The organism is Actinoplanes aureus, from assembly GCF_015704865.1.
Classification (GTDB): Bacteria; Actinomycetota; Actinomycetes; order Mycobacteriales; family Micromonosporaceae; genus Actinoplanes; species Actinoplanes aureus.
Map to the genome: position 1 here is coordinate 468,497 of NZ_JADQTO010000003.1, position 25,286 is coordinate 493,782.

The 25,286-nt window shown below is 71.6% G+C and carries 24 protein-coding genes; 13 read left to right on the plus strand and 11 right to left on the minus strand.

The features are described 5' to 3' along the window. Positions 1-73: 73 nt before the first annotated feature. Complete coding sequence (locus I4J89_RS08045) at positions 74-1,309, plus strand: YncE family protein (RefSeq protein ID WP_196413201.1); 1,236 nt, start codon at positions 74-76, stop codon at positions 1,307-1,309. Positions 1,310-1,325: 16 nt separating this feature from the next. Here the strand turns inward: I4J89_RS08045 and I4J89_RS08050 are convergent, their stop codons facing one another. Further along, on the minus strand, positions 1,326-2,387 hold the full coding sequence (locus tag I4J89_RS08050) for a class I SAM-dependent methyltransferase (protein WP_196413202.1): 1,062 nt from the start codon (positions 2,385-2,387) through the stop codon (positions 1,326-1,328). A 78-nt stretch (positions 2,388-2,465) separates the two neighbouring features. Here I4J89_RS08050 and I4J89_RS08055 point away from each other — a divergent pair, with 78 nt between their 5' ends. Further along, positions 2,466-3,395, plus strand: coding sequence for a LysR family transcriptional regulator (locus I4J89_RS08055; RefSeq protein WP_196413203.1), 930 nt, complete (start codon positions 2,466-2,468; stop codon positions 3,393-3,395). Here I4J89_RS08055 and I4J89_RS08060 read toward each other — a convergent pair. Further along, a complete protein-coding gene (locus I4J89_RS08060; RefSeq protein ID WP_196413204.1) occupies positions 3,358-4,287 on the minus strand; it encodes an LLM class flavin-dependent oxidoreductase in 930 nt (309 codons plus the stop codon). The genes I4J89_RS08055 and I4J89_RS08060 overlap by 38 nt on opposite strands. Positions 4,288-5,102: 815 nt before the next feature. Here I4J89_RS08060 and I4J89_RS08065 point away from each other — a divergent pair. The 5 genes from I4J89_RS08065 (at position 5,103) to I4J89_RS08085 (ending at position 9,378) form a co-directional block, all read left to right on the plus strand. Further along, the gene (locus I4J89_RS08065; protein WP_196413205.1) at positions 5,103-5,504 is read left to right on the plus strand and encodes a hypothetical protein; all 402 of its coding nucleotides are present in this window, start codon (positions 5,103-5,105) and stop codon (positions 5,502-5,504) included. A gap of 156 nt (positions 5,505-5,660) precedes the next feature. Then, on the plus strand, positions 5,661-6,272 hold the full coding sequence (locus I4J89_RS08070) for a response regulator transcription factor (RefSeq protein WP_196413206.1): 612 nt from the start codon (positions 5,661-5,663) through the stop codon (positions 6,270-6,272). Between the two features lie 127 nt (positions 6,273-6,399). Beyond that, positions 6,400-6,960, plus strand: a complete 561-nt coding sequence (locus I4J89_RS08075) for a hypothetical protein (RefSeq protein ID WP_196413207.1) — start codon at positions 6,400-6,402, stop codon at positions 6,958-6,960. 177 nt (positions 6,961-7,137) lie between these two features. Beyond that, a complete protein-coding gene (locus I4J89_RS08080; protein WP_196413208.1) occupies positions 7,138-7,785 on the plus strand; it encodes a hypothetical protein in 648 nt (215 codons plus the stop codon). Between the two features lie 159 nt (positions 7,786-7,944). Continuing rightward, the gene (locus I4J89_RS08085) at positions 7,945-9,378 is read left to right on the plus strand and encodes a GGDEF domain-containing protein (protein ID WP_196413209.1); all 1,434 of its coding nucleotides are present in this window, start codon (positions 7,945-7,947) and stop codon (positions 9,376-9,378) included. Positions 9,379-9,701: 323 nt separating this feature from the next. Here I4J89_RS08085 and I4J89_RS08090 read toward each other — a convergent pair whose 3' ends face one another. After that, a complete protein-coding gene (locus tag I4J89_RS08090; RefSeq protein WP_196413210.1) occupies positions 9,702-11,168 on the minus strand; it encodes a glycoside hydrolase 5 family protein in 1,467 nt (488 codons plus the stop codon). Between the two features lie 323 nt (positions 11,169-11,491). On the opposite strand from I4J89_RS08090, the gene I4J89_RS08095 reads away from it, so the two are divergent. Together I4J89_RS08095 and I4J89_RS08100 are read left to right on the plus strand one after the other, a co-directional pair. Beyond that, positions 11,492-12,265: a cyclase family protein gene (locus tag I4J89_RS08095; RefSeq protein WP_196413211.1), complete on the plus strand. Its 774-nt coding sequence runs from the start codon at positions 11,492-11,494 to the stop codon at positions 12,263-12,265. Next, on the plus strand, positions 12,262-13,893 hold the full coding sequence (locus I4J89_RS08100; RefSeq protein ID WP_196413212.1) for a thiamine pyrophosphate-binding protein: 1,632 nt from the start codon (positions 12,262-12,264) through the stop codon (positions 13,891-13,893). Before I4J89_RS08095 ends, I4J89_RS08100 begins: the two co-directional genes overlap by 4 nt. Here I4J89_RS08100 and I4J89_RS08105 read toward each other — a convergent pair. Next, the gene (locus I4J89_RS08105; RefSeq protein ID WP_196413213.1) at positions 13,887-15,092 is read right to left on the minus strand and encodes a helix-turn-helix domain-containing protein; all 1,206 of its coding nucleotides are present in this window, start codon (positions 15,090-15,092) and stop codon (positions 13,887-13,889) included. The two genes, I4J89_RS08100 and I4J89_RS08105, sit on opposite strands and share 7 nt — an antisense overlap. 49 nt (positions 15,093-15,141) lie before the next feature. Continuing rightward, positions 15,142-16,110: an alpha/beta hydrolase gene (locus I4J89_RS08110; RefSeq protein ID WP_196413214.1), complete on the minus strand. Its 969-nt coding sequence runs from the start codon at positions 16,108-16,110 to the stop codon at positions 15,142-15,144. Between the two features lie 206 nt (positions 16,111-16,316). Here I4J89_RS08110 and I4J89_RS08115 point away from each other — a divergent pair, with 206 nt between their 5' ends. Together I4J89_RS08115 and I4J89_RS08120 are read left to right on the plus strand one after the other, a co-directional pair. Then, the gene (locus I4J89_RS08115; RefSeq protein WP_196413215.1) at positions 16,317-17,426 is read left to right on the plus strand and encodes a serine hydrolase domain-containing protein; all 1,110 of its coding nucleotides are present in this window, start codon (positions 16,317-16,319) and stop codon (positions 17,424-17,426) included. A 32-nt stretch (positions 17,427-17,458) separates the two neighbouring features. Further along, entirely contained in the window at positions 17,459-18,244 is a 786-nt protein-coding gene (locus I4J89_RS08120; protein ID WP_196413216.1) for a MerR family transcriptional regulator, read from the plus strand. A gap of 90 nt (positions 18,245-18,334) precedes the next feature. Here I4J89_RS08120 and aztD read toward each other — a convergent pair whose 3' ends face one another. From aztD to aztB, 4 genes are all read right to left on the minus strand, one after another. After that, positions 18,335-19,504 (minus strand): zinc metallochaperone AztD, encoded by a 1,170-nt coding sequence (gene aztD, locus I4J89_RS08125; protein WP_196413217.1) that lies wholly within the window; start codon positions 19,502-19,504, stop codon positions 18,335-18,337. Between the two features lie 82 nt (positions 19,505-19,586). Continuing rightward, positions 19,587-20,477: a zinc ABC transporter substrate-binding protein AztC gene (aztC, locus tag I4J89_RS08130; protein WP_196413218.1), complete on the minus strand. Its 891-nt coding sequence runs from the start codon at positions 20,475-20,477 to the stop codon at positions 19,587-19,589. Beyond that, on the minus strand, positions 20,474-21,613 hold the full coding sequence (locus tag I4J89_RS08135; protein WP_196413219.1) for a hypothetical protein: 1,140 nt from the start codon (positions 21,611-21,613) through the stop codon (positions 20,474-20,476). The genes aztC and I4J89_RS08135 overlap by 4 nt, the downstream gene beginning before the upstream one ends. Positions 21,614-21,634: 21 nt before the next feature. Further along, the gene (gene aztB / locus I4J89_RS08140; RefSeq protein WP_196413370.1) at positions 21,635-22,468 is read right to left on the minus strand and encodes a zinc ABC transporter permease AztB; all 834 of its coding nucleotides are present in this window, start codon (positions 22,466-22,468) and stop codon (positions 21,635-21,637) included. A gap of 45 nt (positions 22,469-22,513) precedes the next feature. Here aztB and aztA point away from each other — a divergent pair, with 45 nt between their 5' ends. Continuing rightward, positions 22,514-23,116: a zinc ABC transporter ATP-binding protein AztA gene (aztA, locus tag I4J89_RS08145; RefSeq protein WP_196413220.1), complete on the plus strand. Its 603-nt coding sequence runs from the start codon at positions 22,514-22,516 to the stop codon at positions 23,114-23,116. On the opposite strand, the gene I4J89_RS08150 is transcribed toward aztA, so the two are convergent. Continuing rightward, positions 23,089-23,451, minus strand: coding sequence for a winged helix-turn-helix transcriptional regulator (locus I4J89_RS08150; protein WP_196413221.1), 363 nt, complete (start codon positions 23,449-23,451; stop codon positions 23,089-23,091). The two genes, aztA and I4J89_RS08150, sit on opposite strands and share 28 nt — an antisense overlap. Before the next feature lie 97 nt (positions 23,452-23,548). On the opposite strand from I4J89_RS08150, the gene I4J89_RS08155 reads away from it, so the two are divergent. Continuing rightward, the gene (locus tag I4J89_RS08155; protein WP_196413222.1) at positions 23,549-24,379 is read left to right on the plus strand and encodes an SDR family oxidoreductase; all 831 of its coding nucleotides are present in this window, start codon (positions 23,549-23,551) and stop codon (positions 24,377-24,379) included. On the opposite strand, the gene I4J89_RS08160 is transcribed toward I4J89_RS08155, so the two are convergent. Continuing rightward, positions 24,362-25,255 carry an ion transporter gene (locus I4J89_RS08160; protein ID WP_196413223.1) on the minus strand — a complete coding sequence of 298 codons (894 nt, stop codon included), beginning with the start codon at positions 25,253-25,255 and terminating at the stop codon, positions 24,362-24,364. The two genes, I4J89_RS08155 and I4J89_RS08160, sit on opposite strands and share 18 nt — an antisense overlap. Positions 25,256-25,286: the final 31 nt, after the last annotated feature.

A 25,286-nucleotide genomic window follows, 5' to 3' on the forward strand; every position in this document is an offset into this window, starting at 1 on the left:
AATGTGAGCCGTCCTCTTGTTTCATGAGCGTTACTGCCCAGTAGCGGGAGAGCGGATTGATGGGAGTCACGTCATGGTTTCGTTCGTACCTTTGAAACGCCTGGTCGCGGCTGCCCTCGGCGGCCTGCTCGCAGTCGGCGCCGCCACCGTGCCGGCCGCCGCCGCGCCGGCCCTGCGTCAGGTGATGTTCGTCGGCAACAACTGGGACGGCACCGTCGACGTCATCGAGCCCAGCGGCGGCTACACCCGCATCGGGCGTCTCTCGGTGGTACCGGACCGGGCACAGCGGCTCACCGAGATCTACCTCAACCCGATCCGGCTGGCCTTCTATCTCGGCATCCAGCAGGGACCGGGGGAGGGGCACGACCAGCTCGTCGACGACATGTACACCACACCCGCCGGGGACGCCCTGGTCGTCTCCCGGCCGAGCTTCGCCGACGTGGTCTCGATCGACCTGGCCACCGGGGCGGTGCGCTGGCGGTTCCCGGTCAGCGGCTTCCGCTCCGACCACATGGCGGTCTCCCCGGACGGGCGTACGGTCGCGGTCTCCGCCTCCACCGGCAACACCGTGCACATCCTGGACATCGTCACCGGCCGGCAGGTCGGCTCGTTCGCCACCGGCGACAAGCCGCACGAGAACCTCTTCACCGGCGGCGGCCGATACCTCTGGAACATGTCGATCGGTGAGGTCAACACCGACCTCGACGCACCCTGGCTGGACTTCACCAAGGGCGACCGGAAGATCACGATCGCCGACACCGGTACGTTCCGGGTGGTCAAGACCATCGACATGCGGCCCCGGCTGGACGCCTTCGGCCGTCGGGACCTGTCCGACGCGATCCGCCCCGCCGTACTCACCCCGGACGAGTCGAAGCTCTACTTCCAGGTCTCGTTCTTCGCCGGCCTCGTCGAGTACGACGTGACCACCGACAAGATCACCCGGGTACGGGAGCTGCCGCAGAACCCGGCCACCGACCCGGACCGCACCACCTGGGTGAACGACTCCCGCCACCACGGCCTGTCGATCAGCCGGGACGGGGCGAAACTGTGCGTCGCCGGGACCATGGACGACTACGCCACCGTGGTCGACCGCGCCACCCTCACCCCGGGACCGCTGGTCACCGCGATCAAGCCGTACTGGGCCACGGTGAGCGCGGACGGCCGTGACTGCGTCGTCTCCGAGGCGGGCGCCGACCGGGTCACCGCGATCAGCTTCGCCACCGGACGGGCGGTCGCCTCCGTCCCGGTCGGGGACCACCCGCAGCGCGTGCGCATCGGTCAGGTCCCGGTCGGCTGGACCGCTCCCTGACCGCGCGCCGCGAAGTTTACGGCCGGACCTCGTACACGTTGTTGAAAGGTGTCTGCGCCGCCAGGCGGAATCGGGTGAACCCGGCGGCGGTGGCGACCTCGCGGACGCGCGCCGGCCCGGCCTGGGTGCCGAGGGCCGCGCCGGGCTCCTGGGACAGCGACGCCGGGGTGCAGAGCAGCGTCGAGAACCCGTAGTAGGCGCGGCCCACCGGGGTGAGGTTGTCCTCGACGTGGTCGCCGGCCGCCGGTTCGACGATCATCCAGGTGCCGTCCGGGGCGATGATGTCTCGGACGTGCCGGGCGGCGCCGGCCGGGTCGCCCATGTCGTGCAGGCAGTCGAACATGGTCACCAGGTCGTGGTCGCCGCCGCTGGCCCCGGTGGCGGAGCGGACCTCGAACCGGACCCGCTCGCGCACCGCCGCGGCGGATGCCCGCTCGCGTGCGGTGGCGATCGACTCCGGGTGGTAGTCGGAGCCGGTGAACGTCGACCTCGGGTACGCCTGGGCCATCAGGATGGTGGAGGCGCCGTGACCGCATCCCACGTCGGCCACTCTCGCGCCCCGCTGGAGCTTGTCGACCACGCCGTCCAGGGCGGGAAGCCACGAGCTCACCAGGTTGGCCGCGTAGCTCGGCCGGAAGAACCGCTCGCAGCCGAGATGGACGTCGTCGTTGTGCTCGTGCCAGCCCACCCCGGCGCCACGGCGCGCGACGTCGATGATCCGGTACGCGTCACGAACCGTGCCGTGCGCGATCTGGAAGAACCCGGGCAGGAACGCCGGGCTGCTCTCGTCGGTGAGCGCCACCGCGTGCTCGGCGGGCAGCGTGTACCGGCGGGTGCCGGAGTCGTACTCGACGAATCCGCCGGCGGCCTGCGCGTTCAGCCACTCCCTGGCGTACGGCTCGCCGGTCTCGGTCCGCTTGGCCAGCTCCGCCGCGGTCGTCGGCCCGTGCGCGGCCAGATCGCGGTAGTAGCCGAGCCGGTCGCCCATGACGACGAGAGCGCAGTTCAGTGTCGCCCCCACCTCGTCGACCGCACGGAACACGAAGGCCATCAACTTGTCGGTATCGATGCTGTTCATGGGCTCCGACGCTAGGCTGACGCCGCATTAGAACCAATGCTGATGGCTGGAGGCCCATTAGTGGAGCTAATAGGACACGTGCGCGCCATCCGCGTGCTGTGCGAGGTAGCCGTCCACGGATCGTTCTCCGCCGCGGCGGAGGCGCTCGGCCTCACTCAGTCCGCGGTGAGCCAGCACGTCGCCGGGCTGGAACGGCAGACCGGGCTGCCCCTGGTCGAGCGGGGCACCCGCCCGCTCGCGCTGACCGACGCCGGCCACGCCCTGGTCCGGCACGGCAGGGCGATAGCCGCCCGCCTGGACAGCGCCGAGCAGGACCTGGCGGAGATCGCCGGCCGGCGCGGCCGCCGCCTGCGGTTCGGCAGCTTCCCGACCGCGCTGACCACCTTCGTCCCGGCCGCCCTGGCCCGGTTGCGCAGCCGGCAGCCCGCCACCGCGCTGACCGTGGTCGACGACCACCTGCAGGGACTGCTGCCGCGGCTGACCGACGGCGAGCTCGACCTCGCGGTGATCTACGACCACGAGGTGCTGGCCGGGTCCACCCGATTCGACGGCGGCCGGGTCCACCTGTTCGACGACACGTTCCAGGCCGTACTGCCGCGCGGGCACCGGGCCGCGGCCGGCGACCGTACGGTCGAATTGACCGACCTGGCGGAAGAGGCCTGGGTCGGCGGGCGGCCCGGAAGCGCGTGGTTCACCATCGTCCGGCATTCCTGCCGGGCGATCGGCTTCGACCCGCGGGTGTCGCTCACCTCCGACGACTACCGTGCCGTGCAGGCCTTCGTCGCCGCCGGTCTCGGGGTGGCCGTGATACCCGGCCTCGCCGTGGCCCGCGCGCCGGCCGGCGTCGAGGTCCGGCGGCTCCGCGTGGGCGCGCCGGTGCGACGGATCTCGGTGGCCTACCCGGACAGCGCGTACCAGCCGCCGGTCGTCCGCGAGATGATCACGATCCTGGAAGGCGTGACCCAGCGGCTCAGGGGCGTGCCACGAGCGGCACGACGTCCCGCATGAAGCGTTCCAGCTGGTCGTGCGGGTCGGCGAGGGGCCAGATGAAGACCTCGCCGATCCCGGCGTCGAGGTAGGCGCGCAGTGTGGCGGCGCAGTCCGCCGCCGGACCGACGAGGACCCGCTGCCGCAGCTGGTCCGGAGCGCGGTTCAGCATCCGGCCCAGCGCGGACAGCCGCGCCTCGCGGGCCGGGCCGCTGCCGGTCACATAGGTCCACATCGTGGCCAGTGCGCACCCGAAGCCGTCCCGGTCCTTCCCGGCCCGCTCCAGCGCCGCGCCGAGCCGTACCCGTGCCGCGGCCACCTGCCCGGGCGACGCGTTGTAGGCGGACGCCAGCCAGCCGTCACCCAGCCGCGCGACGCGCCGCAGGCCCGCCTCGGAACCCCAACTGCCGATCCAGATCGGTGGTCCCCCGGGGCAGGCCGGCGCCGGCCGCAGCGCCGAGGCCGCGGCATAAAACCTTCCCTGGTACGCGGAGGCGCCGCTGCCCAGGTAGGTGCGGAGTGCCCGGATCGCCTCGTCCAGACGCGGCCACCGCTCGTCGAAGTCGAGGCCGGCGAGAGCGTAGTCGCGCGCTGACGAACCGGGCCCGACGCCGAGGGTCAGCCGGCCCCCGGAGACGATGTCCAGCGCGGCGGCGGCCTTCGCCAGTGCGGCCGGACCCCGGACCACCGGCAGGGACACCGTGGTCGCCAGCCGCATCTCACCGCTGCGCTCGACGACGCTGGCCAGCGCGACGAGCCCGTCCAGCCAGGGGTGCTGGAACTCGAGGTGGTCGTTGGCGCTGATCGAGGCGTACCCGAGCTGGCGGGCGGTGTCGACGTAAGCGCCCAGGTCGCCGGGCCGCCAGCCCCGGCCGTCGAAATCGATCAGGGGCAGGTGCGCGCCGAATCGCATGACCACAGCTTGTGTCAGCCCTCGGCTAATGGGTAGTCAAACGTCGATGGATTGACGAATGCGCCGGTGGGAGGTGGATCGTGCGCGGGAATGTGGCGGCGGCGCCCGTTCAGCGCATCGCCCGTCTCCTGTTGATGATCGGCCTCGTGGTGGCCGCCTACTTCGCGTTGAGCATTCTTGACCACGCGGCGCGAGCCGATGACGGCCTGACGGACCAGGTGGGCAATGCTGATCCACTCGCTTCCGTCGAGAAACTGGGCGCCTCTGCCTCGAAGGACCGGAAAGCTCCGAAGGACTCAGCTTTCCAGGCCGCGCCCCCCAGCGCTTCGGCCCCGAAAGCGGAGGCCCGGGAGGCCGTGAGAGCGGAGGTCCGCAAGGCCGCGAAGCCGGAGGTCCGGAAGGCCGTGAAAGCGGAGGTCCGGAAGGCCGCGGTTCCGAGAATCAGGGAGCGGACGAGTCCGGCCTCGGCAGTCGAGACGCGAGTGGGCACGGCTCGGAAAGTGGTCGCCCGCAAGGTTTCGACCTCGCGGGTCAAGGAGGCTTCAGTCCTGCGGGCAGACACGGCGCGCCTGGTGGGCGAGCAGCTGAAGGCTTCAGTTCCGCGGACAGACGCGGTTACGGCATTGACGCGCGTCACGGCCGGGCGGACCGTACCGGCGGCCGCGACCCGGGCGACCGAGCAGCTGAAAGATCTGAGACTCGCGGCGGAGCATGAGGCGGCCGCGATTCGCGTACCCGCGGCTGTTCCAACCCTGCCCCCACTGCCGGCTGAACCGAAGGCTCCCACGCCGCCCGCCCTACCTGCCCTGCCGGCGGTGCCGTCCGTCTCGGCACCGCAGGTGCCGTCACACCCGGCCTCGCCGCTCGCACTCTTCTCGGCCACCACGCCGATGGCGATGGCACCACTCACGCTGCCCGGCGCCTCCGACCTGTCGGCCGCGCACGTTCGGTGTGACCTCGCGGAACCGGCCGGCACCAGGCAGGACGGGACCGCGCTGAGCCCCGTACCGACCGCGCCACCACCCGCTTCGCCGCCGCATCCGCGTGACCACTCCGCCGGCGGCACCCACCTCCGTGACTCCGGCGGTGGTAACGCACCCCTGATGGGCACCGTCCCGTCCTCCTGGCGGCCGGAACTCACGGCCGCCGCCGTCCCGCCGCCCGCCGACGCGAGCACCCCCGGACGAACCGTCCGGTACAGCGGCCCTCCCAGCTGATCCCGCGGTCCGGAATCGGGCCGACGCCGGTGAACCGACCCGGCGCCGTGCCATCAGCCGGCCTCCGGAAGATCTGAGCTCGGCCCCTCCGGGCCTGAAGCCACATCGGACGCCGGCATTCCCACCGCGAAGCTCGACCTTGGCTGGGAGGCCATCGTGATCCGCATTCTGCTCGTCGAACCCATGAATCTGCTGCGCGGCGCCCTGGCCGCGACGTTATCGCTGGAAGAGGACTTCACCGTGGTCGCCGAACTGGGCTGCCTCGGTGAGGCGCTGGCCATGGCCCGCGCCGTGCCGCCGGACGTGGCGGTGATCAACGTGGGGCTGCTGGCCGGAGACGGCCTTCCCCTGTTCACCCGGCTCAGCGTGGAGCAGCCCGGCTGCGCCACGCTGGTGCTGGCCGGCCCGGACGCCCCGGGGCGCGTCAAACGTGCGCTGGACGTTCACGTCAGCGGCGTGGTCGGCACCCAGGCCACCCCGTCCGAGCTGGTGCGCGGCATCCGGCAGCTGGCCCGGGGCGAACGCGTCATCGACGCCGGCCTGGCCGTCGCGATGCTCGGCGCGCCCCGCAGCCCGCTCTCGGCGCGCGAGCTGGACGTGCTGAGCGTCGCCGCGTCCGGGGTGCCGTCCGCGGAGGTCGCCGCCAAGTTGCACCTGACCGCCGGCACCGTCCGCAACTACATCTCGGTGATCCTCCGCAAGACCGGTGCCCGCAACCGGCTGGAGGCCGTGCGCGTCGCCGAGGACGCGGGCTGGCTCCAAACGTGACTTTTGTCAGCGGTTCCACCTCACTCCTCTCACCGTCATCCGATGACAGCGCTCACTGGGACCGGCCCACGCGGACATCGAGGCTTATCGGTGAATGGCTCGAGGATCCCTATCAACAGGAGGAACGATGACACACCGGCAACGGCTCTCGATGATCGTCGTCACCTTGCTCGCGGCGTTAGGGCTGGCCGCCGTGGGCGCGAACCCGGCCAGCGCCGCACCGAACACCCGGACGGCCGTACCGGCCGCCGCCGTCCCCAGCATCCCGATCGCCGGCACCTTCACGGACGCCGCCGGAGGCACCGGCTCCTTCGCCGGTAGCTTCACCCCCACCAACTTCTCGGCGCGGAACGGAAACCTGCTGGCCACCGGCACGCTGACCGGCACACTCACCGACTCGGCCGGCAGTGCCGTCGGCACGGTCACCCGGACCGTCAGCATGCCTGCGGCCGTGGCCCAGGCGACGTGCCGGATTCTCGACCTCACTCTCGGCCCTCTGCACCTGGACCTGCTCGGTCTGGTGGTGGACCTGAACCGGGTGCACCTGACGATCACCGCTGAGTCAGGGCCCGGCAACCTGCTCGGCAATCTGCTCTGCGCGATCGCGGGCCTGCTCGACCGGAACCCCGGCGCCGGCACGCTCGCGGCGATCCTCAACTACCTTCTGGCTCTGCTCGGACAGCGCTGACCTGCTCTTCCAGCCGGCGGGAACCACTGCACCGGCCGCGGCCGCACCCGATCGGGTGCGGCCGCGTCATCAGTTCCGTACGCGCCGGGAGGGATATCCGGGGCTGTCATGTGTCGGTGCCGCGGAAGCGGGTAGCTGACAGATGATCGGGAACGTCGATGAATGGAGGCGAAGCGGATGGCTGCCACCAAGACCGCCAGGAACCGGACGAGCCGTAACGACACTCCGAACACACCGGACGTGAGCGAGAGCAAGATCGCCCGGATGAAGGTCGACGAGCTACGCCGAGAGTTGAAGAACCGCGGCGTCAAGGGCACCGCGAGCCTCAAGAAGCCGGAGCTGGTCAACAAACTGGTCAAGGCCGAGGTGCGGTCGGCGAAGAGCGACCGGAAGAACCCGACGAGCCGCAACGACACCCCGGACACTCCCGGGGTCAGCGAGAGCAAGATCGCCCGGATGAAGGCGTCCGACCTGCGCACCCGGCTGGCGCGGCGCGGCGTCAAGGGTACGGCCGACATGAAGAAGCCGGAACTGGTCGAGAGGCTCGTCAAGGCCGAGCTGAAGTCGACCAAGAACGCCAAGCCCAACGTTCGCTCCGGTAAAGACAACCGGAAGAACCCGACCAGCCACAACGACACCCCGAACACGCCGGGGATCAGCGAGAGCAAGATCGCCCGGATGAAGGTCGACGAGCTACGCCGAGAGTTGAAGAACCGCGGCGTCAAGGGCACCGCGAGCCTCAAGAAGCCGGAACTGGTCGACAAGCTGGTGCGGACCCTCACCGGAAAGGGCGGCAAGCGGACCAGCAGGGCCAGCGCCGCCTGACATGTCACACTGTCGTCCCGCTTCCACCTCGCGCAGGTCGGCGAGCTCGGCGGCCATCTGCCGGGTCGCCGGCTCTACGAGGCGCGCCCGCTGAGTTGCTTCCCGGTAGCAAGAGCCGGCAATTCCTGAAACCTTCCATCAGGTGCCGATGGGGCAGCCATGACCCGTCGGATGCTCGGTCTCTACGTCGCCACGGCTGGACTCGCCGCTGCGGTGGCGGGCGTGACCTCCGGGACGCCCCTCGGCGACCTCGTGTACTTCGGTGCCTACCTGACGATCGTGGTGCTGGTCTGCTGGACCGCGACCAGGAGCAGCCGTGGCGGTGACCGGCTGCCCTGGCTGTACGTGGCGTTCGGGCAGGTCGCGTGGCTGCTGGGCGACGGCATCTATCCGATCAGCATGCTGCTGCACCGGGACGGCGACGTGGCATGGTCCGCCGTCCTGTGGACCATCGGCTACCTGTCGTACGGCGCCGCGCTGGTCGCGATGGCACGCCGTCGCGCGGGCCGATGGCTGCGGCCGGCCGTACTCGACATGCTCACCCTGGTGGTCGCCGCGTCGATCGTCATCTGGATCATCTTCGTCTCGCCCTACCTCGGCGAGCTGGCCGTCGACCCGCTCGGCGCCTACCTGTACGTGATGGGTCCCCTCGGCGACATCGCCATCCTGGCGGGCGTGATCCTGCTGGTGCTGTCCCCGGGCCGGCGGACCGGTGCCACCCGGTTGCTGCTGCTCTCCGCGGTCCTGCGGATCGCGTCGGACCTGGGCTCCACGTTCATCCCCTCGCTGGACCTGGCGATCGCGGTCGGCACCGGCGTGATCCTGCTGAGCAACGCACTGCTCATCGCGGCCGCCCTGCACTCCAGCAGCGACGAACTGACCGTTCCCGCCCGCCGGCGCCCCACGTTGCATCCCGCTCGCGTGTGGTTCCTCGGCGTAGGCCTGCTGACCGCCCCGGCGGTCCTGTTCGCCCGCCGCGAGTACGCCGAGTCCGAACGCATTCTGCTGTTCGCCGCCACGGTCATCGCCGCCGCGTTCATCCTGGCCCGGTTCTCCAGCGCGCTGCGCTCGCTGGAGCGGGCCGAACGCGAGCTCGACCACCGCAGCCGGCATGATCCGCTGACCGGCCTGGCGAACCGGTCCGCGCTGCACGAGGAGCTCGAGGCGTGCCCGCTCGGCTCGACCGTGCTCTACCTCGACCTGGACGGCTTCAAGGCGGTCAACGACACCGCCGGGCACGCCGCCGGCGACACCATCCTGCGGGTCGTGGCACAGCGGTTGCGGTCCGCGGTCCGCGGTTGCGACACGGTGGCACGGCTGGGCGGGGACGAGTTCGCGGTGGTACTCACCGGCCTCGGCGAGGCCGACGGCATCCGGGTCGCCGACCGCATCCTGCAAGACGTGGCGCTGCCGGTCGAACACGAGGGCGCCTGGTACAACGTCGGCGCGAGCATCGGCATCGCCTGCTGCGACGCCACCGGCCACGCGGCCCAGTGGCGGCCGGCAGCCCTGCTCCGAGCCGCTGACACGGCGATGTACCAGGCCAAAGGGCTCGGCCGAGGCCGCTGGGTCCTGGCCGGCGGCCCATCCTGACCCCGGCCCCTTCACGCGCGGCGCACCCAGCCGCCGAGCCGACCGGCCCAGCGGCCACGCCGGCAACGGCCACACCCTGCCGGGTACGGGTGACCGCCCGTCCCGCCGAAGCCGCCCCGTCGCCGCTCTCCCAGCGCGAGCCGTCAGCCGCGAGCTGCCCCAGCGCGACGCCGGGAAACAGCGGTCACCCTTTGCACGCGGTGGTGCTTCCAGTCCACGGTGGCGCTCTCAGCCTGCGGTGGAGTGACGGCCGAGCCGGGTGAGCCGTCGCCCACGCACGTTGTCGGCCCGGCTCCGTGCGTAGGCGACGGCTGGGCGGGGTCTCAGGACACCGCGACGTCGTCGAACCACACGGTGCCGGTGTTGTCGCCGCACTTCAGGTGCAGCTGCACGCCCGCGGCCCCCGCCGGGGCGACGGTCTCCACGACGAGCTTCGTCCAGCTGGTGTTCCCGGCCGGCAGGCGGTTGGAGGTGTTCTGGCCGATCCACGTCCCGTTGATGTCGAACCAGCTCAGCGCGATCTCGGTGACACCGGTGGCGGCGGCGCCACGAGCGTACGCCTCGGCCCGCCACTGATAGCCGGCCTGGACCGGCGTGATCGGTGAGGTGACGAGTGAGGGCAGGCCGCCAGGGGTACGGGTGGTCCCCGAGAACCGGGCCGACTGGACTCCGGTACGCGCCGTCCCGGTGGTGATCACGGCAGCACCGGCCTGAGGCAGGTACTGCCGCCACGGCGAGTCGATCGCGGCGGCCTCGAAGCTCAGGTTGAGGATGCTGTTCGGCGTGGCCCCGGTCGTCCACGCGGTACCCACCACGGAAGCGCCGATCTTCGCGGCGCCGTCGGTGCGGTAGAGGCCGTACTTGTACTGAGCGGGTTGGGTGGACACGGCCGAGTTCGGGGGGATGGCACCAGGGGAGAAGTCGTTGAGAATCCACGGTGCGACGGAACCGACGCTTGCCTCCCGGGCGGCGCGGAAGACCCGGGACAGGTAGGCGGCCTGCTCGCCCTCGGTGCCGCTCACGGTGCTGACACCGGTCTCGCCGATGATCACCAGGTCAGGGGCCACCGCGGCCTGGGCGCGGCGGATCTCGGCGAGGGACCGCTCCGAGGATCCGTAGAAGTGGAAGTCGTAGTAGTCCAGCGGCGTACCGGTCAGCTGGGACTTGAGGCCGGCCATGCCGGTGGCGCCGCTGCCGCCGTCGACGGACAGGGTGAGCGGCATGGCCGGAGCGATGCCGCGGATCGCGGGGATCACCTGACGGACCCAGGTCACCGCGACGGCGTCGTTCGGCTGGAACTCGTTCTTCACCTCGACGGCGATCACCCGCGGGTCGTTCGCGTACGGCGCGAGCAGGGCCTGGGCCCAGGCAATGCTGTTGGCCACGTCGGGATAGTTGGACCACCAGTCGAACAGCGTCAGCTTGACGCTCAGGCCGCGAGCCCCGGCGATGCCGATGAACTGGCTGAGCTTCTGGGTGTACTCGGCGGTCGGCGCCGGATAGCCGAAGGTCTGCGGGAAGACGATGACCCGGACGTTGTCCGCGCCGAGCGCGGCGGCCCTGGTCAGGTCGGCGTCGATGCGAGCCGGGTCGAAGTTCGTCCACATCGCCGTCCAGCCCGCGTTCGACGGGTAGTAGTTGATCGTCTTCGCGGTTCGGACCGCGGTCATCCGGCTCGCCAGGGTGGGCGCGGCGGCGGTGGTCGCGGCATGGGCGAGGGGAACCGGCAGCACCATGCTCAGCAGCACGGAGCCGGCCAGAACGGCGGCGCGGAAACGGATTGTGAGCATGGGGGGACCGGGCTTTCTACAGAAGTGCGTCCGGAGTCGCCGCAATAACGGCCCGTTCCGGTAAGAAGCGACGTTCGGCGGGCGCGGGGGGACACCTAGGCGGATCGTCGTTGATGTGCCGTCTCGATGCCGGCTGACGCGGCGAGGTATCTATTGACGACAGTAAGTGCGGTGGGTGGGGTCGGCAATGACTACCGTGTGCCAGGCTGGCGGCCCCGACGGGCCTGGCGGCGTGCTGTTTCCGGGCTCGGGTCGTACCGGAACGATCACCGCGGCCGTACGCTCAGGCGGTCACCGTCCGCACTCGCCGATGTGGAGTTCCGATGAGCGTTCTTCAGGCCCTGCTGTCCGGAGTGAGCGGCGGCACCATCGAGGTCGTCGATCTCACCGCACCGCTGTCCGCGTCCACGCCGATCCTTCAGCTGCCGCCGCCGTTCGCCAACACGATCCCGTTCCGCCTCGAGGAGATCAGCCGGTACGACGACCGCGGCCCGGCCTGGTACTGGAACGACATCCACACCGGCGAGCACACCGGCACCCACTTCGACGCGCCGGTGCACTGGGTGACCGGCCGCGACGGCGACGACGTCTCGCAGGTCCCGCCCCAGAGGCTGATCGCACCGGCCGTCGTCATCGACGTCGCCGACCAGGCCGCCGCCGACCCGGACTTCCTGCTCGACGTCGAGCACGTCCGCGAGTGGGAGGCGGCCCACGGACCGCTGCCCGACGGCGGCTGGCTGCTGCTGCGGACCGGCTGGGACGCCCGCTCCGGAGACCAGGAGGCGTTCCTCAACGCGAACGACACCGGCCCGCACACGCCCGGTGTCTCACCCGAGGCCGCGAAATGGCTGGCCACCGAGAGCCCGGTGATCGGCATCGGGGTGGAGACGGTCGGCACCGACGCGGGCGCGGCGCACTCGTTCGACCCGCCGTTCCCGTGCCACTCGTACCTGCTCGGCGCCGGCAAGTTCGGCCTGACCCAGCTGCGCAACCTGGACCGGCTGCCGCCGACCGGCGCCGTCGTGATCGCCCCGCCGCTGCCGATCGTCGGCGGATCCGGCAGCCCGGTACGCGTACTGGCCCTCGTCGAACGATGAGAGTCGCCGATCTGGTCGGGTCGACGCTCGCCGACCTCGGCGCCGATCACGTGTTCGGCGTCGTCGGCAGCGGCAACTTCCACGTCACCAACGCGCTCGTCGCCGGCGGGGCACGGTTCGTCGCCACCCGTCACGAGGCCGGCGCGGCGACGGCCGCGGACGCGTACGCCCGGGTCAGCGGCCGGGCCGGCGTGGTCACGGTGCACCAGGGCTGCGGTCTGACCAACGCGATGACCGGGATCGCGGAGGCGGCGAAAAGCCGTACCCCGCTCCTCGTTCTCGCCGCCGAGCCGGCGGCTTCGGCGGTGCGCTCCAACTTCCGGGTCGATCAGGACGCCCTGGCCCGGGCGGTGGGCGCGGTCAGCGACCGGGTGCACGGCCCGGCCACCGCGGTCGCCGACACCGTACGGGCGTGGCGGATCGCGGTGGGGGAGCGGCGTACGGTCGTGCTGAACCTTCCGCTGGACGTGCAGGCCGCGACCGGGGAGCCGGCTGCGGTTCCGCCGGCTCCGCTCGTGCGGCTGCCGCGCGCCTCGGATCAGGCGACCGCCGCTGTGGCGGATCTGCTCGCCGGGGCCGCACGACCGGTTTTCATCGCCGGGCGCGGCGCGCTCGGCGCGCGCGCCGAGCTGGAGGAGCTCGCGGCTGCCTGCGGCGCGCTGCTGGCCACCTCGGCCGCGGCGAAGGGCCTGTTCGCCGGGAACGCGTGGAACCTGGACGTGTCCGGCGGCTTCGCCACCCCGCTCGCCGCCGAACTGATCGCCGCCGCGGACGTCGTGGTGGCCTGGGGCGCCTCGCTGAACATGTGGACCAGCCGGCACGGCACCGTGATCGGCGCGGACACCACGGTCGTCCAGGTCGACCTCGACCCGGCCGCGATCGGTGGCCACCACCGCGTCGACCTCGGCGTGGCCGGCGACGTCTCGTCGAGTGCCCGCGCGGTCCGCGAGGCGCTGACGCGCCACAACCCCGGATATCGGACCGATTCGGTACGGCTACGGCTGGGCACGGACGGTCGGTGGCGGGACGTGGCGTACCCGGACGACGGCGACCCCACCCACATCGACCCGCGCACCGTGACCATCGCACTCGACGACCTGCTCCCAGCCGAACGGGTGGTAGCCGTCGACTCGGGCAACTTCATGGGCTATCCGTCGATGTTCCTGTCCGTTCCAGATCATCATGGGTTCTGCTTCACCCAGGCGTTCCAGTCGATCGGGCTCGGGCTGGCCAGCGCGCTCGGCGCGGCCCTGGCCCGCCCGGACCGGCTGCCGGTGGCGGCGTGCGGCGACGGCGGCTTCCTGATGGGCATCGCCGAGCTGGACACCATCCGGCGGCTCGGCCTCGGCATGCTGATCGTGGTCTACAACGACGAGGCGTACGGGGCTGAGGTGCACCACTTCGGTCCGGGCGGGCATCCGCTGTCCACAGTGATGTTCCCGGAGACGGATCTCGCCGCGATCGGGCGCGGGCACGGCTGCGCGGCGGCTACCGTACGGGCGCCGGCCGACCTGGCGGCGGTCAAGGAGTGGCTGGCCGGCCCGCGCGACGTGCCGATGGTCGTCGACGTGAAGGTGGCCGCCGGCCGCCCGTCGTGGTGGCTGGACGAAGCCTTCCGCGGTCACTGAGGCGGGTTGCGGTGCAGGCGGCGCAGTGCCAGCGCGACTTGCAGGCGCAGCCGGCCCTGCGGTTCCCGGATGTCCCAGTCCAGCAACCGGCGGGTGTGCGTCAGTCGCTCCTGCAGCGTGGAGTGGTGCAGCCGTAGTGCGGTCGCGGCGGCCCGCAGGCTGACCGCCTCGGCGACGGCGTCCAGCGTGGCGAGGGCCCACGGTGCCGAGGCCGCGGCCCGGTCGAGTGCGCGCACGTCCGGGACCGGCTCGGTGCCGGGTCCCGCCGCGTCGGCCAGCAGGATCAGGCCGCCGAGCCGGTCGGCGTGCACGACCCGCGGGCCGGGGTCCTGCTCGGTGCCCTCGGCGGTGAAACGCAGGGCCGTGCGGGCGGCGGCGTAGGAGGCGGGCAGGGCGGCGACGGGACCGGCCGGTCCGATTCCGGCGCGTTGCCGCGGATCGGCGTGCCGGCCGTCAGCACCTGGCAACACGACCCCGTGCCGCTCGTCGTTGGCCGGCAACACGACCCCGTGCCGGCCGTCGTTGGCCGGCAGCGCGGCCCCGTGCCGGCCGTCGTTGGCCGGCAGCGCGGCCCCGTGCCGGCCGTCGTTGGCCGGCAGCGCGGCCCCGATCCAGGCCGGGCCCGTTGACGGGCCGGGCGAGCCGGCCCCGACGGACGGGTCACCGTCGGCAGAGCCGGGGAGCAGGAGGGCGGCTCCGTCGGCGAGCGCGATCGCCCGTACCGGATCGGTGGGTTCAAGGCCGAGCCGGGCCGCGGCCGCAAGGCGCTGCGCTTCGGGCGCCGTGCCGTCGAGCGTCAGCTCGACCGATGCCGGATCGGTCGGCGGCGCCAGCCGGCGGGTGCGTTCCAGGACCGCGCGGGCGGCGCCGGACGCCCGTTCCAGGATCATCGCCTCGACCGGACCGGGCGGTCCGGGACGTTCCAGCCAGAGGACCGCCCCGTCCGCGACCGCCGCGGACATCCACGACGGATCCGGCGGCCTGGCCGTCGCGTCGGTGCCGTCGGGCTGGACCCGCAGCTGGATCCGCCGCCCGTCGTCGGCCAGCCGCGCCGGGCACCCGGCGAGCACGGCGGCGCCCCGGACGATCGCCTGCAATCCGGCGCGCCCCTCGGTGAGCCGGTCGAAGTACGCGATGACCCGCAGCGCCGCCCCGGCATCGGGGTCGAGCGCGGCGAGCCGGACAGCGAGGTCCTTCACCGGATCATCGTCCCTCGTCACCCGGCCGTCCGCTATGCGCCGCCGGCGGCTAGGCGCCGAGGAGGCGGCGCAGCCAGCGTACGCGGGCCGCCCGGGCCTCCTGTGAGACGGCGGCCTGGGGTGCCAGCCCGTCGAACCCGTGGAACCCGCCGGCCCAGACGTGCAGCTCGGCCTGGCCGCCGGCCTGCCAGATCCGGCTGGCGTAGGTCACGTCCTCGTCGCGGAACGTCTCCGCCGAGCCGACGTCGATGAACGCCGGCGGCAGGCCGGACAGGTCGGTGGCACGGGCCGGAGCCGCGTACGGTGACACGTCCGGCCCGCCCCGGTCCGCGCCGAGCAGGGCGGTCCAGCCGGTCTCGTTCGAGGTTCGGTCCCACACGCCGCGCCCGGCCATCTGTACCGCCGACGGGGTGTCGTTCCGGTCGTCGATCATCGGGCAGAGCAGCATCTGCCCGGCCAGCGCGGGCCCACCGCGGTCCCGGGCGAGCAACGCCAGCGCCGCGGTCAGTCCGCCGCCCGCGCTCCCGCCCGCCACGATCAGGCGCTGCGGGTCGATGCCGAGTTCCGCGGCGTGCTCGGCCGTCCACACCAGACCCGCGTAACAGTCCTCGACCGGAGCCGGGTGCGGATGTTCCGGTGCCAGCCGGTACTCGACGGAGACGATCACCGCCGGCACTTCGGTGGCCCAGTCCTGCGGGCCGTCGACGCCGCTGCGGTTGTTGCCGAGGATCATGCCGCCGCCGTGGGTGTGGTAGATCCCCGGCAGGGCGGTCCGCGCGCCGGCCGGCGTCAGAACGAGCAACTCGATGTCCGGCGCACCGGCCGGCCCGGGCACCATGCGCCGGGCGACGGTGAACGCGCCACCACGCGAGAGATCCTCGTCGGTCGGGTCACCGAGCAGCGCGCCGTCGCGCATGGGCTGGATCATCTCGGCGGTCAACGAGGGCGGCAGGCGCTCACCGATCACATCGAGCGCGGCGGCCAGCTCGGGGTCGAAGGGCGGCGGGATGGTCGTCACGAATGGGCCTCCGGGAGATCGACGTTGTCACTCATTTTCGTGGGCCCGTCGCGGGAGGCGGTCCGCCAGGCGGCGGGAACACCCCGCCATCCGGCGGGGGCAGCTGTGAGCCAGGTCATGGTTGAGGTTGACCTTGGGTCAGGGCCGAAGCTCGTCGCAGCGGCACGACGCCGGCCGGACAGCACAGACCTCAAGGAGCAACCGCCATGTCCATCGCCTTTTCCGACCACGACAAGACCACGGCCGAGCGCCCGGGGTTGCGGGAAGCGATCGAGATGATCGTCGGCTCCGGGTTTGTCGGTGTCTCGCTGCGCGTGCACGACGAACGGGGTGAGTGGGCCGGCAGCGCCGGGGCGGCCGAGCTGGGTGGGGCCGCGAAGCCGCCGGTCGACGGGCATCACCGCATCGGCAGCAACACCAAGACGTTCACCGCGACTCTCGTCCTGCGGCTGGTGGCCGAGGGCAGGTTCGGGCTGGACGACCCGGTCGCCAAGCACCTGACCGGGTACGAGGTGGACGAGCGGATCACGGTGCGGATGCTGTTGCAGCACACCAGCGGCGTCTTCAACTTCACCGGCGAGGTCTACCCGGACGGGACGATCGCGCCGGGGATCCCGATTCCCTATGGCACCACGGGCCAGGAGTGGCTGGACGGCCGGTTCAAGACCTACCGGCCGGAGGACCTGGTCCGGCTGGCGCTGGCCCGGCCGGCGCGGTTCGAACCGGGTACGGGCTGGAGCTACTCCAACACCAACTACGTCCTCGCTCGGCTGCTGGTCGAGAAGGTCACCGGCCGCTCGTACGCCGACGAGATGCGGCGGCTGATCATCGGGCCGCTCGGGCTGTCCGGGACCGTGGTGCCGGACGCCTCGCCGGAGCTTCCCGAGCCGTACGCCCACGCCTACTACCGCCACGGTGACGTGACCGTCGACGTCACCCGCCAGAACCCGTCCTGGATCTCCACCGGCGGTGACATGATCTCCACGACCCGCGATCTGCACACGTTCATCTCCGCGCTGCTGGGCGGCGAGCTCCTGCCGGCACCGCTGCTGGCCCAGATGTGCGCCCCGCACCCGACCGGCATCCCGAACATGGACTACGGCCTGGGCGTTTTCGTGGTGACCACCGACGGCGGCGGCACCCTCATCTCGCACAACGGCGCCGCCGTCGGCCACGCGGCGCTGATGTACAGCACACCCGACGGCCGCAAGACCCTCACCGCCACGCTGAACTGCGTCGACGACGCCGGCCTGTCCATCGGGGCAGCATTCCTGACCGCCCAGCAGCGGCTCGTCGACGAGTTCTTCGGCGGTTGAGTCCGGCGTGGATCACGGGGCAGGCTGAGCGGATGCGGAACGGAGTCACGATCGGGCAGGCGGCGGCGTTCGTCGGCGTCACGGTCAAGACGGTGCGGCACTACCACAAGCTCGGCCTGGCCGAGGAGCCGGAACGCGACAGCTCCGGCTACCGGCGGTACGGATCGGCCGACCTGTTGCGGCTCGTGCAGGTCCGGACGCTGGCCGAGGCCGGGGTGCCGCTGGCCGGGATCGGTCCCATGCTCGACGCCGACGCCGAGCGGTTCGCCACCGCGCTCAGCGACGTCGAGCGGCAGCTCACCGAACGGATCGAGGAGTTGACCGCGCGACGTGACACGCTGCACCGGCTCGCCGACGGCGACCGTACCCTGCTCCCCGATCGTGCCGCGGCACTGCTGGAGCGGATGCCCGGCCTCGGGTTCTCGGCGGACGAGGTGGCCGCCACCAGGGACGGCTGGGTGCTGGCCAAGGCGCTGGTTCCGGAAGGCTTCGACGACTACCTCACCCACTTCGAACACGCCCTGCAAGACACCCGGCTCGTCACGTTGACCAGGCGTGCGGCCGAGGCCGCGGCCTGGGAACCGGACGATCCCCGCATCGCCGAACTCGCCACCGCCGCGGCCGAGCAATACCTCGCCAACCCCGCGCTGCTGAGAACAGTGACCGGCCTGCAAGCTCGCACCGAGGCCGCGACCCGGTACACGCTGATCGCTCACCACGGCGAAGAGCCGACGCCGGCCGCGGCGCGGCTGACCGCGCTGTTCGAGAACGAGCTCCGTGCCGCCGGCATCCGTATCCCCAGGCCGCTCTCGCATTGACCGCGCATCTATCCAGCTAGGTTCCTAGGATGCCTAAGGGGTGGTGTCGGGGCTCTCCGAGGGGAGTCAGAGAGCCCCGAGCGGGGGGCCTCAGTGCGCCGACATCGCCCCGCTGATCTCGTTGGGGACGGCGTCGAGCGTCACGGAGCCGGAGATCTTGCCGGTGGCCAGCTCAACCTGGTGGACCTTCTTGGTGGCCGGCTCGGTGATGTAGGCGTCCCCACCACGGACGAACAGGGCCGGACGCGGCTGCTGCCAGTCCACCGGCTCCGTCCAGGCGCCGACGACCGGCCACGAGTTGGCGATCTTGCCGGCCGCCGGGTCCACCACGTGCAGCTTGCCGTCGGTGCCGAGGATCAGTCCTTCGCCCTTCGGCCCGCGGCCCAGCGACCGGAAGCTGTAACTGACGCCGGCGGGCATCGGCACGACCTTCAGGGTGGCGGCCGCCGTGTCGATCAGGGAGAACTGCGTGGGGAACTCCCGCTCGGCATCCGAGTCGATCTTGTAATCGCCGAGCAGGACAGGGGAGGCGTCGCTACCGGCCTGGGTGCCGACCGCGCTGTACGCCCGGTCGCCCTTGACCTTGACGAAGGCGCCGTTCTTGTACAGCAGCACGCCGTCCTTGCAGCCGAGCCCGACGACCTCACCCTGGGCGACCGCTTCGCCATGGACGCCGGGGCACTGCTCGCTGCGGGCGATCTCCTTGCCGTCCTTGTCGAGGGCGATGGCGCCCGGGCGGTCCTCCTCGGTGCCGAGGGTGACCACGAGGGTGCCGTCGGCGAGTTCGACGGCTACGCCGTGGTGCGGCTGGGCGGTCTTGTACTGGCGGCCCTGTGGTTTTCCGGCGGCCAGGTCGGCGGGGTTGAAGCTGTGCACCTCGCCGGTGCCGTCGGTGAACAGGATGGTGCGGTCGCCGTGCAGCACGACGTGGCCGGGCTTGGCGCCGGGGTAGCTGATGTCGGTCATCTTGCCGGCGGCCGCGTCGAGCACCTGGAATCCGGCTTCGGTGGAGACGACGACGTTGCTGTCGTCGCCGGCCGGGTTGATCCGGTTGAAGCCGGCGAGGGTGACGTTGTGGGTGACCTTCAGGGTTTCGCCGTCGAGGACGTAGATGCCGCCGTCGTAGGTGATCGCGACCGGTTCGGTGGCGGTGGACGAAGTGGACGCGGCCGGCGAGGTGCCGGCGTCGTTGGCGCAGGCGGAGAGGGTCAGTGAGGCGGCGGCGAGGGCCGCGAGGCCGCGGAGGGCGTGTCGGTTCAAGGAAGTCTCCCCAAGTTTCGAAAACGAAAACCATTTTCAATTAGGACCGTACAGTAGCCCGGTGGCGGGTGGTCCGGGAGGGTCAGGCGGACAGGCCGCCGAGGATCGCCGTGGTGTTGAAGCGCATCATCGCCAGATAGCTCGGGGCTTCGGCGCTGAGCGATTCGGAGTACAGGCCGATCACGCGTACGTCGATGCCGGCTTCGTCAGCGAGGACCCGCGCGAGGCGCGCCGGCTGCGCGGTGTCCGCGAAGATCGCGGGCACCCGATGGGTGCGGACGGCTGTCACCAGCGACGCCAGGTCGGACGCGCTCGGTGACGCGAGGGTGGTGCCGCTCGGGATGATCGCGCCGATCACCGTGAGGCGGTAGCGGTCGGCCAGGTAGCCGAAGACGTGATGGTTGGTGACCAGGACCCGGCGATGCGCCGGGATCGCTGCGAACCGGGCCGTCAGCTGCGCGTCCAGGTCGCTGACCTGAGCGGCGTACGCGTCCGCGCGTCGCCGGACGACAAGAGCGTCCACCCCGTCCACATGCGTGATGATCTCGTCGGCCAGCAGCCGTACCGCGGTGACGACCCGGGCCGGATCGGTCCAGAAGTGCGGGTCGGGCAGCCCGGCGGCGTCGCCGTCGCGGTACTCCATCGGTTCGACGCGCGCGCCCACCTCGACGGTGGGCACCCCTTCCGCGGAAGCGGCCGCGACGTGGTGCAGGACGCCTTCCTCGAGCCCCAGGCCGTTGTAGACGACCAGGTCGGCGGTCTGCATGCGGTGCGCCTCACGCGCTGAGACGGCGAACGAGTGCGGGTCGGCGTCCGGCTTCATCAGGACGCTGACCCGGGCCTGGTCACCGGCGATCTCGGTGACGACGTCACCGAGGATGTTCGTGGTCACCACGATGTGGGCGTTCTCGGGCGAGGTGCAGCCGGTCAGCAGCCCGGCGACGAGGGCGAGGGACGCCAGCGCTCTGTTCACCGGCCGACCTCCACCATGAGATCGGGCTGCTCGGCGGTGCGCAGGGTGCGGGCGGTCCGTAACCCGTCCCGGTAGTCGATCTCGCGGATCACCCGCTCCCGCGGCGACGACAGGTAGGCGCGGTTGACGTCGACGGTCAGGCTCGTCGCGGGCACGTGCGCCTGCGCGAGGATCTTGCCGGTGCCGAGGTCGTAGCTGAGCAGGGCGCCGGAGGCGTCGAGGGCGAGCACGGTGCGGCCGTCCGCCGGGGAGGCGGCCGCGGTGATCCGGCGACCGGCGGACGGCACGTGCCGCAGGGTGGCCTTGGCGGCGTTGACCGACCAGACGCCGGTGTGGCCGGCGAGCGCGGCCTCGTTGCTGCGCGGGCGGTATCCGAATCGGACATGCGAGCCGGGCGGGCGTGGTGACGCGAGGATCGTCGCGGAGAGCGGGTTGCCGTGCTTCACGCGTACCCAATGATTGTCGCAAGCGAAGATCGCGCCACCGCGCAGGACCACCGCATCGCGCGGCGCCCGGCACGGCGCGGTCAAGGCGCCGCTTTCGCGGCCGTGCGCGTCGGTGGCGACGATGCGCTCGCCGCCCATTCCGATCAAAAGACCATCGGCGTACGGGAGAGCGAGCGGTCCCGTGCCACCGGCGGTGATCCGCGCGAGCTCGACGAGCCGGCCGGCTTCGAGCCGGCGGCGGTCGAGGACCCGGATCCGCCCGTCGGCGGTGCCGATCGTGGTGTGTGCCCCGAACCCGGTGACGGTCGCGATCTTCGTGTCGAAGGTGAGCGTGCCGAGTGAGCGGGCCGGTGCGCGGTAGTAGTGGACGTGGTCGGTGTGATCGACCGTCCACACGCCGCTGTCGACGATCTCCAGCCGCCGGTCGCCGTCGGTGACGTAGACGAACCGGCCGTCCTCGCTGACCTGCTGCGCGCCGATGCTCAGCTCGATGGCCGAGGGCGACTCGGTAGCCAGGTCGAGCAGGTGCAGCCGGTGCGAGCCGCGGGCCGCGTACGCGATGGCCGGCTGCGCCTCGGGTGACTCCTCGGCGCCTTCGACATAGCCGTGCGGCTGCTCCTCGGGCGGTGGTGAGCCGCAGGCGGACAGGGCGAGCGCGACGCAGAGCGCCGCCACGCTGGTTCTCTTCATGAGCACGGGATTCCTTTCGAACTAGGCGGTTCCGGTGCGGTGCCGCAGCACCGCGGTGGTGGCCCGGCGCGCGCCCAGGATCACGAAGAACAGGCAGACCGCGACGGCGGCGATGGTGGCTCCGGCGGCGGTGGCCGCGTACCAGGAGATCCACAGGCCGATCACGGTGGCGGCCGAGCCGATCACGAAGGCGGCGAGCATCACGGCCGGCAGCCGGCGGGCGACCAGCAGTGCCGCGGCGGACGGGGCGATGAGCATGCCGAAGGCGAGCAGCGTGCCGACGACGCTGAACGCGACCGCCATCGTGATCGTGAGCAGCACGAGCATCACCGCGTTGGCCAGGCCGGGGCGCAGCCCGAGCGTGTGGGCCTTGCGGTCGTCGAAGGTGAGTGCCAGAAACGGCCGGTAGCAGACGACCGTGACCGCCGCGACCAGGACGACAGCGCCGGCGAGCAGCAGCAGGCCGTCCTCCCGGATCGCCAGTACGTCGCCGAACAGGAACGCGGTGAGGTCGGTGGCGAACGACCGGGAGTGCGAGACGACGATGACGCCGGCCGAGAGCATGCCGACGAACAGCAGGCCGATGCTGGTGTCGCGGCCGAACTCGCGGCTGTCGCGCAGCGCGTTCACGCCGACGGCCATGGCCAGCGCGCTGGCGGCGGCACCGACGACGAGGTTGCCGCCGACGATCGAGGCGATCGCGACGCCAGGCAGCATGCCGTGGCTCATCGCCTCGCCGAGGAAGGTCATGCCGCGGGCGATCACCCAGACGCCGACCAGGGCGCAGACCGCGGCCAGCAGTACGCCGCCGGTCAGTGCGCGGGCGACGAAGGACACGGTGAAGGGTTCGAACATCACCCCGGTGAGCGTACTGGTTATGAAAACCGTTATCGTTAAGGGGTGTTGATCGCTGATCAGGTGGGCTTCCGGTACTCCGGCGTGACCGTCCTGCGCGGGGTGAACCTGCGCGTCGAAGCCGCGACGACGCTGGCGGTGACCGGCGCCAACGGCTGTGGCAAGAGCACCCTGTTGCATCTGCTGGCGGGCGTCGAGCGGCCGAGCGAGGGCAGCGTCCGCCGTGCGGCGGGCAGCCGGGTCGCCCTGCTGCCGCAGCGCACCAGCGGCATCGACGGGTTACCGCTGACCGTCGCCGAGTGCGTACGGATCGGGCGGTTCACGCCGCGCCGGCTGCTGGGCCGTACCGACCGGACCCGGGTCGCGGAGATGATGGAGCGCCTGGACATCGCCCACCTGGCGCGACGGCGGCTACGGGAACTGTCCGGCGGGCAGCGGCAGCGCACCCTGCTCGCCCAGACCCTGGTGCAGGACGCCGACGTCTACGTGCTCGACGAGCCCACGGTCGCCCTCGACGTGACCAGCCGGCAGCAGGTCCACGAGGTGTTCGCCGAGCGCGTCCGCGCGGGCGCGGCGGTGATCCTGGCCAGCCACGACGCGGCCGAGGCGGCGATCGCGGATCAGACCTTGGACCTGGCCGCGTCGTAGGACTCGCGGGCCCGGTCGACCTCGGGCAGCTTCTCGGCGGCCCAGGTGGCCAGGCCGGCGAAGAGCGGGGCCAGGCTGCGGCCGAGGTCGCTGATCTCGTACTCCACCCGGGGCGGGACCTCGGGGTGGTAGGTGCGGGTGATCAGGCCGTCGCGTTCCAGCTGGCGCAGGCGCTGGGTGAGCACCTTCGGCGTGATCGTGGTGATGCGCCGCTCCAGCTCGACGAAGCGCTGCCGGCCGAACTCGTGGAGCGTCCACAGGATCGGCGTGGTCCACCGGCTGAACACGATGTCGACCACCGGAGCGATCGGGCAGGCCTGTTCCGGATCGGTCACGGTCGCTCCCTGAGGATAGTCACTTTCCTGTAGGTACCTACTATATCCAGGGTGTTAGCGTCGCTCCACGTTGTCCGAACGACGGCAGGAGCCAGAGATGTACGTGGTTACGGGGGCTACCGGAAACGTGGGCCGGCCGCTGGTGCGGGCGCTGACCGGTGCCGGTGAACGGGTACGCGCGGTGTCGCGCCACGCGCCGGAGCCCGATCGCGCCGACCTCACCGATCCGGAGAGTCTGCGGGAGGTGGTGCGAGGCGCGCAGGGGTTCTTCCTGCTCGTCTCCGGTGCCGGCGCGCACCTGGACGCACCGGCCATCCTCGACGTGGTGAAAGCGGGCGGTGTGCGCCGGGTGGTGCTGCTGTCCTCGCAGGCGGCCGGAACCCGGCCGGCGTCGCCGTCGCACGCGCCGCTGCGGGCGCTGGAGGACGCCGTGCGCCAGTCCGGCATGGAGTGGGTGGTGCTGCGGCCGGGCGGGTTCGCCTCGAACGCGTTCGCGTGGGCGGAGAGCGTGCGGAACCGGCGCGGGGTGGCCGCGCCGTTCGGCGACGTCGGGCTGCCGGTGGTGGACCCCGGCGACATCGCCGAGGTCGCGGCGGCCGCGCTGCGCGAGCCGCGGCACACCGGGCAGGTGTACGAGCTGACCGGCCCGGAACTGAGCACCCCGCGCCAGCGGGTCGCCGCGATCGCGGACGCGCTCGGTGAAGCGGTGGAGTTCACCGAGCAGACGCCGGCCGAGGCGCGCCGCCAGATGCTGACGTTCATGCCGGAACCGGTCGCCGACGGAACCCTGGACATCCTCGGCCGGCCCACTGCCGCCGAGGTGCGGATCAGCCCGGACGTGCAGCGGGTGCTCGGGCGCCCGGCACGCGGCTTCGCCGGCTGGCTCGGGCGCCACCTCGACGCCTTCCGCTCACCGCCGCGACACTGACGGAACCGTCCGGCCCTCCTCGCGGTCGATGCGCAGATCCTGCTCCAGCTCGGCGATCAGAGACCGCAGGTCGTCCAGCCGCTGACTGATCATGATCCGGTCGATCTCGTCGGGGATGCCGTCGCGGTCCTCGTCGGTGGCCAGGTGCTCGGTCATCTCCAGGCGGCGGGCCTCTTCCATGGAGTTCACGATGACCGCGATCAAGATGTTGAGCAGCAGGTTCACCGTGATCAGCACGTAGCTCACGTAGTAGACGAGGGTCCACGGTGACAGCTCGAGGCCCTGCTGGATCAGGTCCGGCAGGGTCTCCAGCGACAGCAGGACGAACAGGGTGAGCACGGCCCGGCCGATGTTGCCGTACTGCTCGGGCTGGGCGGTGCCGAAGATCAGCCAGCCGGCCATCCCGTACACGTAGAGGGTGACCAGGGCCAGCGCCAGGAAGCCGCCGACGCCGGGCAGGCTGCGCAGCAGCGCGGTCACGATGGTGCGCAGGCCGGGGGAGAAGCGGACCAGGCGCAGCACCCGGGCGATGCGGATCACGCGGAGAGCGGGCGAGTCGCCGTGCAGGCCGGGGAAGAAGGCCAGCGCGATCACCACGAAGTCGAAGACGTTCCAGCCGTGCTTGAAGAAGTCCTGCGGCCGGTTGCCGTGCGCCAGGATCCGCACCGCGATCTCGGTGACGAAGACGGCGCGGAAGAAGTACTCCATCCAGTGCAGCGGCGGGCCGGCGGCACCCAGATGCGGGTAGGTCTCCAGACCGAGGACCACCGCGTTGAGGCCGATCACGGTGACGATGAAGATCTCGAAGATCCGGGACTCGGTGATCGCCGCGCAGATGCCCGCGAGGCGTGACTTATCCATCGGCGGCGCAGACATGCAGCCACCCTACTTTCGCGCCGTCGTCGCA

What these genes read in the sequence shown, in the direction of transcription:
- I4J89_RS08045 (WP_196413201.1), top strand. Translation starts at nt 74, where the DNA reads ATGGTTTCGTTCGTACCTTTGAAACGCCTGGTCGCGGCTGCCCTCGGC.
- I4J89_RS08050 (WP_196413202.1), bottom strand. Translation starts at nt 2,387, where the DNA reads ATGAACAGCATCGATACCGACAAGTTGATGGCCTTCGTGTTCCGTGCG.
- I4J89_RS08060 (WP_196413204.1), bottom strand. Translation starts at nt 4,287, where the DNA reads ATGCGATTCGGCGCGCACCTGCCCCTGATCGATTTCGACGGCCGGGGC.
- I4J89_RS08075 (WP_196413207.1), top strand. Translation starts at nt 6,400, where the DNA reads ATGACACACCGGCAACGGCTCTCGATGATCGTCGTCACCTTGCTCGCG.
- I4J89_RS08080 (WP_196413208.1), top strand. Translation starts at nt 7,138, where the DNA reads ATGGCTGCCACCAAGACCGCCAGGAACCGGACGAGCCGTAACGACACT.
- I4J89_RS08085 (WP_196413209.1), top strand. Translation starts at nt 7,945, where the DNA reads ATGACCCGTCGGATGCTCGGTCTCTACGTCGCCACGGCTGGACTCGCC.
- I4J89_RS08090 (WP_196413210.1), bottom strand. Translation starts at nt 11,168, where the DNA reads ATGCTCACAATCCGTTTCCGCGCCGCCGTTCTGGCCGGCTCCGTGCTG.
- I4J89_RS08095 (WP_196413211.1), top strand. Translation starts at nt 11,492, where the DNA reads ATGAGCGTTCTTCAGGCCCTGCTGTCCGGAGTGAGCGGCGGCACCATC.
- I4J89_RS08100 (WP_196413212.1), top strand. Translation starts at nt 12,262, where the DNA reads ATGAGAGTCGCCGATCTGGTCGGGTCGACGCTCGCCGACCTCGGCGCC.
- I4J89_RS08115 (WP_196413215.1), top strand. Translation starts at nt 16,317, where the DNA reads ATGTCCATCGCCTTTTCCGACCACGACAAGACCACGGCCGAGCGCCCG.
- I4J89_RS08120 (WP_196413216.1), top strand. Translation starts at nt 17,459, where the DNA reads ATGCGGAACGGAGTCACGATCGGGCAGGCGGCGGCGTTCGTCGGCGTC.
- I4J89_RS08135 (WP_196413219.1), bottom strand. Translation starts at nt 21,613, where the DNA reads ATGAAGAGAACCAGCGTGGCGGCGCTCTGCGTCGCGCTCGCCCTGTCC.
- aztB (WP_196413370.1), bottom strand. Translation starts at nt 22,468, where the DNA reads ATGTTCGAACCCTTCACCGTGTCCTTCGTCGCCCGCGCACTGACCGGC.
- I4J89_RS08155 (WP_196413222.1), top strand. Translation starts at nt 23,549, where the DNA reads ATGTACGTGGTTACGGGGGCTACCGGAAACGTGGGCCGGCCGCTGGTG.
- I4J89_RS08160 (WP_196413223.1), bottom strand. Translation starts at nt 25,255, where the DNA reads ATGTCTGCGCCGCCGATGGATAAGTCACGCCTCGCGGGCATCTGCGCG.